This window comes from Nostoc sp. DSM 114167, from assembly GCF_052692655.1.
In genome coordinates, this window is the sequence record NZ_CP195116.1 from 3,456,199 (window position 1) to 3,468,894 (window position 12,696).

Here is a 12,696-nt window from a genome sequence, read left to right on the forward strand (position 1 = left end):
CTCAAATCACCTTGTCCCCTTGTCCCCTTGTCTCCTTCTCCCCTACCCCTCTGCCCCCTGCCCCCAGCAAGAACTGCTCCCCTGCCCTATACTGGCGGTTTGCTGTACTTAGCCACCAGACGGGCTAAAAGTGGTAAATCAATTGGTTTAGAAATATAGTCATTTACTCCAGCTGCTAGACAGGTTTCGCGATCGCCTTTCATCGCCATTGCTGTTTGAACAATTACCGGAATTGTCTGATATTGCTCGTGTTCTCGCAGTTGTTGCACCAAGTTAAGACCATTTCCATCTGCCAAACAAACATCCATTAAAATTACCGCTGGATCTAGCTGTGTTAGAGCTTCCCACATCTTGTCAGCATTCTTAACCCAAGCCACTTGATATCCCAATTTATGTAAATAAATTTGTATTAAATTAGCGTTGGGTAAATCATTTTCTACCAGCAAAATTTCTACAGAGGAACTAGGTGTCAAAGGCAGAGGAAATGAGGGAAAATTTGCTTCCTCTGCTTCCTTATCTACCCTGACTCCCATCTCTTGTTTAAGGGGAAGTACAAGGGTAAAACGGGAGCCACGATCTATTTCCGATTCAACTTTCACCGAACCACCGTGAATTTGGGCGAGTTTCTGAGTCACTGTTAAACCTAAACCAGTACCTTCAATGCCATCTGCTACGGCCTTGGCAATTTGGAAATATGGCTGAAACAGTTGAACTTGGTCTTCCTGGGAAATGCCAGTGCCTGTATCCCAAACTGTAAAATGCACAAATCCACCTTTGGAAGCAATGTGTAAGCCAACACTTCCAATACTTGTAAACTTTAGAGCGTTGAAGAGTAAATTCAACAACATTTGCTTGAGTCGTAAGGGGTCAGCTACTAAGGTTGTAATATCAGGTTCAAGTTCTAGACACAGTTTCAAACCTTTATTAGCAGCTTTCTCTTTCACCAATGCCAAAACATTGCCACACAGTATTGGCACATCTATTGTTTCCCACTGTACTTCTAGCTGATTTGCTTCAATTTTAGAGAGATCCAAAATATCATTAATCAGAGCTAGTAAGTGTTTACCGCTAGACTGAATAATATTTAAATACTCTTGCTGGCGTTCTTTAGTTGGTTCGTACCCTGGGGCTAAAAGCAGATGGGTAAACCCAATAATGGAACCAAGCGGTGTGCGAATTTCGTGGCTGGTGTTTGCCAGAAACTGATTTTTCAGTTGATTGGTACGCTCCAATTCTTGATTAGAGTTACTTAACTGTTGACACCGTTGCGACCAAGACAGGATGTGTCTAAGTTGTAACAAGGCTGTAGTACAGCATTTGGCAGACCTTGTTATCAATTGCGATCTGAGTTGAGCTTGCGATTCTATGAATGGCTCATGATGAGAACTTAGGGGCGCTGTGGCAAGAATTAGCCAGCCCATAACGCTGCCAGAATCATCAGCCAACCGCCAAGCGCTCGGTAGTTGTTGATTCTCAAGCTGTTGCAAATCTTCAATTTTTATGACTTCTTGCAATCTCAACAGCAGCTTTTTTTCTGCTGTCAGCACTTCTAAAAATAAAGGTGGTGAATTTGGGGATGGAGAACGAGAAACATAGCAAACTGTGGCAACAGTTTCTTGTGGTTGACACATAGCGATGCCTACGGCACATTCTGTAAGTGCCAGATTACTGCTGTGAACAGCACTGTTAATCTCGTTAACCACGGTTTGGAAAATTTCTGCTTGTGCTGCTTCTGACTGTGGGACAGTGTTACAAGCAGAAAGCAAGCAATCATTAAGGCGACTTTGCAACTGATTTAAGCTGCTCTCCAGCCACAGCTGCGCGCGAAGTTGCTCAATTGTTGTCAAAAGTTTTGGCGTTGCATCTATCAGTGATTTTTGGTCTGGTAAGCTTGAATACTGCTGCATGGTCAACTAGACCGCTGAACAAGTTTAGCTTCGCATAAAAATCCCAACAGGATTTTATGTATATTAGCCGAGAATTCTTTTTTATTTATAAACGATAACTTATGTTGTTATAAACCATAACTTATGATGTCGAGTTTAGCAGCTACTCCAAAAAAAAATTATTGTATAAACCACCAACCTAAAATTTTTTAAACGCAACTGAAAACTTATGGATGCACAATTCGCTCAACTAATCGTGAATGGGATTGCGGTGGGGAGCATTATTGCTCTAGCCGCAGTCGGACTGACTCTTACTTATGGAATTTTACGGCTATCTAACTTTGCTCATGGTGACTTTCTCACTTTAGGAGCCTATCTAACTTGGCTGATAAATACCATTGGAGTGAATATTTGGCTGTCAATGATTTTGGCGGCGGCGGGAACAGTAGCAGCAATGCTGTTATCGGAAAAGTTACTGTGGTCAAAGATGCGCTCTATCCGTGCTACTTCCACTACGCTAATTATTATTTCTATCGGACTTGCCTTATTTCTTCGGAATGGGATTATTTTTATCTGGGGTGGCAGGAACCAAAATTATAATTTACCTGTTACTCCGGCTTTAGATATTTTGGGTTTAAAGATACCGCAAAATCAATTATTGGTATTAGGGTTAGCGGTACTGGCAATTTTGGCGCTGCATTACCTGTTGCAAAATACCAAAATTGGTAAGGCGATGCGAGCAGTTGCCGACGATCTGGACTTAGCCAGGGTTTCAGGTATCAATGTTGACAAAGTAATTTTTTGGACTTGGGTAATTGCTGGTACTCTTACCTCATTGGGCGGCAGTATGTATGGGTTAATTACAGCTGTGCGCCCGAATATGGGTTGGTTTTTAATATTACCATTATTTGCCTCAGTAATACTTGGGGGGATTGGCAACCCCTACGGTGCGATCGCAGCAGCTTTTATCATTGGCATCGTCCAAGAAATCAGCACTCCTTGGCTGGGTTCACAGTATAAACAAGGTGTCGCACTGTTAATCATGATTTTGGTGCTGCTCATTCGTCCCAAAGGTTTATTCAAAGGAACGATTTGAGCAGCACCTATCCACTTCTAACTACTCAATAATGTGGAAATACCAGGCTGCTACCAGGAAATTGATAGCTAACAAGAATATTGCCCAGCCTGTGCGATAGGCGTAGGGAGGTTTAGCTCCACTGTCGGCAACTGGTAAATCTGCAGGATTCTTTGTTGTTTTAGAGGTCATAATCCGATTCTCCTATGTCATGACTTTTTAAGAAATACCAAACTGGCGTACCAAATACCCAAATTCTTTAAGAATATTTGTGTGAATTTGGAAATTGGGCATTGGGCATGGGGCATTGGGCATTGGGCATTGGTTATTTCTTCCCCTGCCCCCCTGCTCCCCCTGCTCCCCCTGCTCCCTCATTCCTCCTCTCCAGCATGATAGGAACTGCGAACCAGAGGGCCAGAACGAACATGGTTGAATCCCATTTCCCATGCTAATCTGCCAAGCCGATCGAATTCCTCTGGAGTCCAATATTTTTGGACTGGCAAATGTTCTAAAGAAGGACGCATATACTGCCCAATAGTCAAGCGATCGCATCCCACAGCCCTTAAATCAGCCATTGCTTCAATAACTTCATCAACTGTTTCTCCGTGTCCCAGCATCAAACCTGATTTGGTGGGAATTGTCGAATCGATTTCTTTAACCGTAGCCAGCACCAAGAGGGAGCGATCGTATTTGGCTCCCCGGCGCACTGGGCCAGTTAACCGTTGCACTGTCTCGATATTGTGATTAAAACAAGCTGGTTTGGCTTTGACAATCATCGCTATCCGCAGGCGTTGACCTGACTCTCCAACACCAGCACCACCCCAAAAATCTGGGGTCAGCACTTCTATTTGAGTTTCTGGATTCAATTGGCGGATAGTCGCGATCGTCTCTACAAAATGCCCTGCACCCCGATCGGGCAAGTCATCACGGGCTACAGAAGTCAGCACCACATAACGCAATCCCAAAAGCTGCACCGCCTGGGCAACCTTTTCTGGTTCCTCTAAATCAAGAGGCATTGGTGCATGACCTTTATCTACTTGACAGAAAGCACAAGAGCGTGTGCATGTTGGCCCCATTAGCAAAAAAGTTGCAGTTTTTTGGGCATAGCACTCTCCACGGTTAGGGCAGCGTCCTTCTTCGCAAATCGTGTGAATTTGGCGCTGCTTAATAATGCGTTGTACGGTAGAGATTTCACTGGCTTTACCAATCGGGCGACGTAACCAGCTAGGCATTGCCATAATTTCAGACTTTAGGTCGGCTTGTTGTGACGAAATCATAGACATCTAAGCAAGATGCGGATATAGATGTAGTGGTCTGTTGATTAAATATCACAATGACACAAATTTAAAAGAGCGCAAGCAAAAGTTTTGCAAAACACTTCTAACAATGTCATTTATACCGAAATATACTATCCCCCAATCCCTAGAAATTATGTATATAGTGGGAGGATTCTCAAGGACAATCGGCAAAGCCGCTATTTACACTTATAGTTTCTGTTAGAGCAAACAGTCGTGGCAAGCAACAAGATTTTAGTTATCGATGACACTACAGTTGTCAGGGTAAAAGTACGAGAAATGTTGCCTCCGGGCAATTTTGAGGTACTGGAAGCAAAAGACGGTGTGGAAGGACTAAATTTCATTCTTCAGGAAAAACTCAGCCTGATTATGCTGGATTTCCTGTTGCCTAAAATGAGTGGCTGGGAGGTTTTCCAGAAAGTTCAAGCCGATCCAGAGTTAAGGAAAATTCCTTTAGTGATCATGTCTGGTCGCAAGGAAGAGGTGACTGAGAAAATCACAGAACCATTTGAATATTTTGAATTTCTGGGCAAACCTTTCGATCAGAAACAACTAATTGGTGCAATTAAGCTAGCTATGGCTAAGGCAAAACAGCCACGCCCAGAACTAGTCTCAGTAGGAGCAGCAATTGGTGTCAAAAATAGCACAATAACAACCTCTGGTGTCGTCAATGGTACGGTAGTAGCTCCTAGCGTTGCAAATAGCGTCACAGCCCCCAGCATCACAACTCCCAGCACTGGAGGAGTCTCCGAGGCAGAACTTAATGCATTGAATGAGAAAATTGTCAAAATGCAAGCAGAAATTGATGGTTTGAAGAAACAGCTAACTCAGGTTGTGACTTTTATTAAACAAAAAATCAAGTAGTATTTGTGCTCGTTATTATTATCGCAGCCAAAAATACACCATCTATACTGGTGTCCGGTTAAAAGCGGATAAAAATAGTTAGTTCAAAAACACTTATGTTGATAAATCATCATTATTTAGTGAGGTACAGCTTGACCTAAGCCCGGTAAAGCTGTACTTTATCTTCCCTCTTAGTAAGTTTAAAGAGAGGTTGTGGTTGAGATTTTGATATGTACTTCACTTAATGAGGGAACGCTACAGTTTAAAATTCAGATATTTAGTAATAAAAATATATTACAAGTCATATTTTATAATACAAATTAAACAAAAAAATCCTCTTTCATGATGAGCATAGTCTTTGCGCGGGAATAATAAGCCATAGAAACAATAATTATGAGTATAGTCTGCAATGTTAGTAGTATCAGATACTTTATATTCGTTTCCTGGCTATCGCATTACTGAACAAATCTACTCAGGCAGTAAAACCCTAGTTTATCGAGGTATTAGAGAAAAAGACCAAAAATCAGTCGTTCTCAAATTGATGCGGAATGAATATCCTACCTTTGCGGAAATAACTCAGTTCCGAAATCAATATATCATCACCAAAAACCTCGATTTTCCTGGCATAGTCAAAACCTATAGCTTAGAAAATTACCGTAACAGCTATGTCTTAGTGATGGAAGATTTTGGCGGTATTTCCCTCCAAAATTGGCAAATAGAGGACAAGGTAAAAAAGGAAAACTGGCTTTCCCTGAACGAGTTTTTCCACATTGCGATTAAAATTGCTTCTACCTTGGAAAGACTCCATCGCGATCGCATCATTCACAAAGATATCAAGCCTGCCAACATCCTCATAAACCCTAGCACAGATGAAATCAAACTCATCGACTTTAGTATTGCCACCCTTCTGCCAAGAGAAATTCAATTTCTCACGAATCCCAACACCTTAGAAGGTACTCTGGCTTACATTTCCCCAGAACAAACTGGAAGGATGAACCGAGGTATTGACTACCGCACTGATTTTTATTCCCTTGGTGTCACCTTCTTTGAGCTCCTCACCGGACAGTTACCCTTTACCAGCAAAGATCCGACGGAGTTAGTTTATTCTCACATTGCCAAACAACCGCTAAGAGCCAGTCAGATTAACTCCAATATTGGGCCAATTTTGTCTGACATCATCAGCAAGCTGATGGCAAAAAATGCCGAAGACCGCTATCAGAGTGCTTTAGGGTTAAAACATGACTTGGAGGCGTGCCAAAGCCAGTGGCAAGAAACAGGAAATATTGCACCCTTTGAACTCGGTGTGAGAGACATCTCAGACCGTTTTATAATCCCCGAAAAACTCTACGGTCGCCAAAGTGAAGTTGAAACCCTACTCGCTGCTTTTAAGCGTGTAACGAGCGGGGCAACAGAAATGATATTAGTCGCAGGTTTCTCTGGCATTGGCAAAACTGCCGTGGTCAATGAAGTCCACAAACCGATTGTGCGGCAGCGTAGTTACTTCATCAAAGGGAAATTTGACCAGTTTCAACGTGACATTCCCTTATCAGGATTAGTGCAAGCCTTTCGGGACTTAATCGGGCAACTGCTCTCAGAAACTGATGCCCAAATTCAACAATGGAAAGTCAAAATTCTGCGGGAATTGGGGACACAAACTCAGGTGATTATTGATGTCATTCCTGAACTCGAACAGATTATTGGTAAGCAACCTCCGGTTACTGAACTCTCTGGCAGCGCTGCCCAAAATCGTTTCAATTTATTGTTTCAAAAATTCATCCAAATCTTCACAACTAAACAACATCCCCTAGTTATCTTTCTCGATGACTTACAATGGGCAGATACGGCTTCCTTAAAATTAATTAAATTATTAATGTGTGAAAGCATGTTATCTTCTTTTTCAGAAGAAACAGAACAAATGTATGAAACCAAAGGAGGGTTTTTATTAATTGGTTCTTATCGAGATAATGAAGTTTCTAAGGCACATCCGCTTTCTTTGACACTACAAGAGATTCAAAAAGCAGGAGCAATCATTAATACAATTACCTTGGCACCTCTAAATCAAGGTGATTTAAATCATCTAATTGCTGATACACTTCATTGTTCTGAATCAGTTGCTTTTTCTCTTACCCAGATGGTGTTTGCTAAAACTAAAGGCAACCCCTTCTTTTCTGTTCAATTTCTCAAATCTTTACATGATGATGGGCTAATTGTATTAAACTTTGATGCAGGTCATTGGCAGTATGATATTTCCAAAATAAAAGATTTAGCTCTGACAGATGATGTAGTAGAATTTATCGCCCTGCAAATAGAAAAATTGCCAATATATACCCAAAAAGTTTTGAAACTAGCTGCCTGTATTGGGAATCAATTTGACTTAAAAACTCTGGCGATCGTTAATGAAAAATCTGTAGTAGATACAGCATCAGACTTGTGGCAAGCATTACTTGATGGGCTAGTTTTACCACAAGCTGAAAATTACAGCATTTTTTCAAAAGATAATACTAATCAAGAATTCATTGTTGATCGAATAGAATCTACACAATTTTCAAATTCTAATTTACAGCTACCTAAGTATAAATTTGTCCATGACCGAGTGCAGCAAGCAGCTTATTCTTTAATTCCTGAAGAACAAAAAAAGCCAATTCACTTAAAAATTGGGCTACTGTTATTGAACAATATTCCGGTTTTAGAACAGGGAGAAAAGATTTTTGAGCTTGTCAATCAGTTTAATATCGCAGTAGAATTCATCTCTCCTCAAGCTAAACGAGATGAATTGGCCCAGATGAATTTAATTGCTGGACGTAAAGCTTTAGCATCAACAGCTTATCCCGCTGCTGTTAAGTATTTAACTATCGGCATCCAATTGCTGGCAAGTGATAGTTGGGAGACTAAATATCAACTAATCCTAGCTTTGTATGAGACAGGAGCAGAGGCTGCGTATCTAGCTGGCGACTTTAGGCAAATGGAGCAATTAGTAGAAGTAGTGTTGGCACGAGCAAAAACACTGCTAGAAAAAGTAAAAGTTTATGAAGTCAAAATTAAAGCTTATGGAGCGCAAAACCAAGCACTAGAATCTGTCAGGACTGCACTAAGTGTTCTAAAATTGTTGGAAGTTGAGTTGCCTGAAAATCCTAGTCAGTCAGATATTCAGCTAGCGATCGCTGAACTAACATTAAATTTAAATGGAAAGCGGATTGAGGATTTAATTGATCTGCCAGAAATGACGGCAGAACAAACATTGGTAGTTATGCGGATTCTATCGAATGCGCTTTTTTTCGCCTATGCAGTTACTCCTGAACTTTTTTTCCTGATTGTTCTTAAACAAATCAACTTATCGCTTAAATATGGCAATGCCCCTTTGTCCGCCTTTGCATACGTTCTTTACGGAACGATCCTCTGTAGTGAAAAGGGAGATATTCAGTCTGGCTATGATTTTGGCAAACTGGCTTTAAGTTTGGTGGCTAAGTACAATGCTAAAGAAGTTGAAACAAAAGTTATGGAGGTATTTCATGGAGGTATCCGTCATTGGAAGGAGCATCCTAAGGAAACATTAAATACTGTACTAGAAGCTTACTCTCTAGCGATAGAAACAGGAGATTTAGAATTTGCAGCTTTATTTCTTCAGTTTTATTGCTTCTGTTGTTATTCCATTGGTAGAGAACTTACAGGGCTGGAACGCGAGATAGCAAACTACAGCAATGCTCTGAAGCAAATCAAGCAAGAAAGAGCGTTTAACTGGAATTGTATCTATCAACAAAGTGTCTTAAATTTACTGGGGTTTGTAGAAAATCCTTGTCGTTTAATTGGTGCAGCCTATGATGAGGAGAAAATGCTGCCACTGCATTTGGAAGCCAAGGATGGAATCGGACTTTTATATCTATATTTCCATAAACTACATTTATGCTACTTATTTCAGCAGTTCCCTCAAGCAGCTGAAAATGCCACCCTAGCTGAAAAGTATTTAGATAGTGGTACAGGACAACTAGTTGTTCCTGTTTTCTATTTTTATGATTCTCTGGCCAAACTGGCGGTGTACGCCGATGCACCTGATTCAGAGCAAAAGCGTATTCTCGATCGGGTGCAAGCTAATCAGGAAAAGATGCAATATTGGGCATATCATGCCCCAATGAATAATTGGCATAAATTTTATTTGGTAGAAGCAGAAAGGTATCGAGTTGAAGGGAAATATTTTGAAGCAATGGAAGAATACGACCGTGCTATCTCCCTAGCTGAAGAACATGACTACAAGAATGAAGTAGCTTTAGCTCAGGAACTTGCAGCTAAATTTTATCTAAAATGGGGCAAGCAGAAAATTGCCCAAACCTACTTAATTGATGCCTATTATGGATACGTTAATTGGGGAGCAAAAGCCAAAGTTGACGATTTAGTAAAACGCTATCCCCAATTACTCACTCCTATATCCCAGCAACAAAAACACAGTATCCCTGCTAGCGAGGAAAGCGCTTCTTTCAATAGCATATCTATATCATCTTTATCTACCCTAAGTAATCAACAAACTGTTATTGGCTCGAAGACAAGTATTTCTGATTCTCTGGATTTAGCCGCATTCATTAAAGCATCTCACGCACTCTCTGGAGAAATCGAGCTTGAGCGACTACTTTCTACTTTAATGGAAGTTGTTATGGAGAATGCAGGAGCTTCTAAATGCGCTTTAATTTTGAGTGAAGGTGATAACTTAGCATTAACTGTCACAGCAGTTTGTTCAAGTTCAAATTTTGAACATACCTATACTGAGTTTCCATCAACTTGCCTTGAATCAAGCTACGATGTTCCCATTACTTTGATTAACTATGTTAAACGCTCTAGAGAAATCTTGGTTATTGATGATCCAATAGCTGTTTCTTTTCTAGCAAGTGATAGTTATATCACTAGTGAAGAACCTAAGAGCTTATTGTCTATACCTCTTCTAAATCAAGGTAAATTAATTGGGATTCTTTACCTAGAAAATCGTCTGACAACAGGAGCATTTACACGCGATCGCATAGAAGTTCTCAAACTTCTCACCACCCAAGCAGCAATATCTCTAGAGAATGCTATTCTTTATAAAAACTTGGCACAAGCTAAAGAAAGTTTGGAGGAATACAATCATACCCTAGAGGGAAAGGTTCAGGAAAGAACTCAAGAACTCAACGACAAAAATCAATGTTTACAACAAACTTTACAAGAATTGCAAAGTACCCAAATCCAATTAATTCAAAGTGAAAAGATGTCTTCTTTGGGACAAATGGTAGCGGGAATTGCTCATGAAATAAATAACCCGATTAACTTTATTCATGGCAATATCAATCATGCTAGCGAGTATGTTCAAGAGTTGCTGGATTTGATAGTTATTTATCAGCAAGAATATCCCCATCCTTCCCCTCTAATTGAAGAGAAATCTGACGAGATTGACATAGATTTTTTATCAAAAGACCTTATCAAGATTTTAGATTCCATGAAAGTAGGGAGTTCGCGTATCCGAAATATTGTTTTGGGCTTACGTAACTTTTCTCGCTTAGATGAAGCTGAAATGAAACCTGTAGATATTCATGAAGGAATAGACAACACCTTAATGATTTTGCAGCACCGACTGAAACCAAATAGCAATTTACTAGAAATTGAAGTCATCAAAAAATATGGACAATTACCAGAAGTTATTTGTTACCCTGGTCAACTAAATCAGGTATTTATGAATATCCTGAGTAATGCAATTGATGCTTTAGAAGAGTTATTTATCATAGATCATCCATCATTAGTAAATGATCGAGAAGAATTAACAAATGATATAAATACGTCACCGACTTTTCATCGTGTACGACAAATTCACATTTTTACTGAACTAACAAATTCTAATACGGCGATAATTCGGATTACTGATAACGGTTCTGGCATGACAAAAGCCGTGCAGCAGAAAATATTTGACCCATTTTTTACCACCAAGTCAGTAGGAAGTGGTACAGGTTTAGGGTTGTCGATTAGCTACCAGATTGTCGTGGAAAAACACAAAGGTAGTTTAACCTGTGATTCTACACCAGGAAAAGGGACGGAGTTTACTATTGAGATACCAATGCAACAGTTAGAGGGCTAGATGAGTAATCGATCGAGTCCAAACCTAAGAGTACTAAAAACGCAGTTTTTGTGAAAAGCTGCGTTTATAATATTTATTAAAATCGCTCTGACAGATTATTAAAAGACAGATGTGGATGTAGTTGTCATATTCACTCTAGGCTCTTCACGCACATGTCGTCCTGTAACTACCATCTTCACCCCATTAGCAGGCGCAAGTGCAAAACCTCGACGTTGAGGATGCTCTGGCCGCTTACCAGCTAGAGCAAGTTGATAGCCTGACAGTACTTTTGCTAATACTAGCTTCATTTCAAACACAGCCAAAGCTTCACCTATACAGCGACGAACTCCACCACCAAAAGGCAAAAATTCATAGGCAGAAAATTCGTGTTCTAGAAAGCGTTCTGGTTTAAATTGCTGAGGCTGCGGATATAAATCCTCGCGCTGATGAGCCAGGTAAATACTGGGAACCAGTAATGTTCCAGAAGCTAAAGGATGTCCTAGTAGTTCACAGGATTCTTGGACTATCCTGGGGAACGCGAACATTGCAATCGGGTAAATTCGCAAAGTTTCATTACAAACAGCCGTGAGATAAGGCAGTTGGAAAATGCTCATGGGATCTGGGGAATCACCGAGGGAATCAAGTTCTTGAAGCAATTTCTCTCGGACTTTCGGTAAATGATGAATCCAATACAATCCCCAAGCCATTGCTGTTGCCACTGTTTCGTGTCCTGCTACCATCAGTGTCATCAAATCATCACGCAACTCTCGATCTGTCATCGGATTACCCGCTTCATCCCGCGCTAACATCAGCAAGGATAAAATATCGATGCGATCTGGATTGGGTTCTTCCCGGCGTTGGGCAATTTCAGCGTAAAGCAATTCATAAATTTGTTGCCGTTGACGCAGAAACCATCCCCAAGGACTCCAAGCTCCTAAATCTTGTTGCAGGAAGGGGAAAAAAAGGAAGCTAGAAGTAAAGGGTGAGCTAAAGAGATCCAAAAGCAACGCCATTAAGCGCTTGATTTTGTCGTAACGTCCTCCCTTATGCAAGCCAAAGACAGCTTGTAAAATGATTTGCAGAGAAATTTCCTGCATTGCAGTACGAGCTAAGAAGGGCTGATTTAGCGGTAACTGACTAAAGACTTGTTCGGTGAGATTAGAAATCAAAGAACCGTAAGCTCGCATTCTGTCGCCATGAAAGGAAGGCATTGTGAGTTTTCGCCGCCGTTTATGGCGTTCACCGTTCAGCATGAGGAGTGAATATTCCCCGGCTAAGGGTTCAAATATTCTGTTCACTTTACCAACGAATAGAAACTTCTTCCGATCGTTAGTGAAAATTTCCTTGATTGCTTGAGGATGGTTCACAAAAACCACAGTCTCCCCAAAACCAATTACCTCAGCAGTAAAAATGTCAGGATATTGCTGAGCTGCATTTTCCATAAAACTAACGGGGTCTGCAACCCACTGGATTTTCTGGAGCAAAGGGGGAGTTTTTAGTGGATTAGGTAGTTGCATTTGATTTTTCATA

7 protein-coding genes are annotated in these 12,696 nt (G+C 40.7%); 3 read left to right on the plus strand and 4 right to left on the minus strand.

Annotated features, from left to right (window positions below; all coding sequences use genetic code 11):
- Window positions 1-86 precede the first annotated feature (86 nt).
- Window positions 87-1,907, minus strand: coding sequence for a hybrid histidine kinase/response regulator HrmK (gene hrmK / locus NSTC731_RS14660; RefSeq protein ID WP_445631438.1), 1,821 nt, complete (start codon window positions 1,905-1,907; stop codon window positions 87-89).
- A gap of 208 nt (window positions 1,908-2,115) precedes the next feature.
- Here hrmK and NSTC731_RS14665 point away from each other — a divergent pair, with 208 nt between their 5' ends.
- The gene (locus NSTC731_RS14665) at window positions 2,116-2,982 is read left to right on the plus strand and encodes a branched-chain amino acid ABC transporter permease (protein WP_445631439.1); all 867 of its coding nucleotides are present in this window, start codon (window positions 2,116-2,118) and stop codon (window positions 2,980-2,982) included.
- 21 nt (window positions 2,983-3,003) lie between these two features.
- Here the strand turns inward: NSTC731_RS14665 and NSTC731_RS14670 are convergent, their stop codons facing one another.
- Window positions 3,004-3,153 (minus strand): photosystem I protein PsaX, encoded by a 150-nt coding sequence (locus NSTC731_RS14670; protein ID WP_194041075.1) that lies wholly within the window; start codon window positions 3,151-3,153, stop codon window positions 3,004-3,006.
- Between the two features lie 179 nt (window positions 3,154-3,332).
- Entirely contained in the window at window positions 3,333-4,238 is a 906-nt protein-coding gene (gene lipA / locus NSTC731_RS14675; protein ID WP_445631440.1) for a lipoyl synthase, read from the minus strand.
- A gap of 234 nt (window positions 4,239-4,472) precedes the next feature.
- Here lipA and NSTC731_RS14680 point away from each other — a divergent pair, with 234 nt between their 5' ends.
- Window positions 4,473-5,120, plus strand: a complete 648-nt coding sequence (locus NSTC731_RS14680; protein WP_445631441.1) for a response regulator — start codon at window positions 4,473-4,475, stop codon at window positions 5,118-5,120.
- A 388-nt stretch (window positions 5,121-5,508) separates the two neighbouring features.
- Window positions 5,509-11,187, plus strand: coding sequence for an ATP-binding sensor histidine kinase (locus NSTC731_RS14685; protein WP_445631442.1), 5,679 nt, complete (start codon window positions 5,509-5,511; stop codon window positions 11,185-11,187).
- A 98-nt stretch (window positions 11,188-11,285) separates the two neighbouring features.
- Here NSTC731_RS14685 and NSTC731_RS14690 read toward each other — a convergent pair whose 3' ends face one another.
- Window positions 11,286-12,683 (minus strand): cytochrome P450, encoded by a 1,398-nt coding sequence (locus tag NSTC731_RS14690; RefSeq protein ID WP_445632100.1) that lies wholly within the window; start codon window positions 12,681-12,683, stop codon window positions 11,286-11,288.
- Window positions 12,684-12,696: the final 13 nt, after the last annotated feature.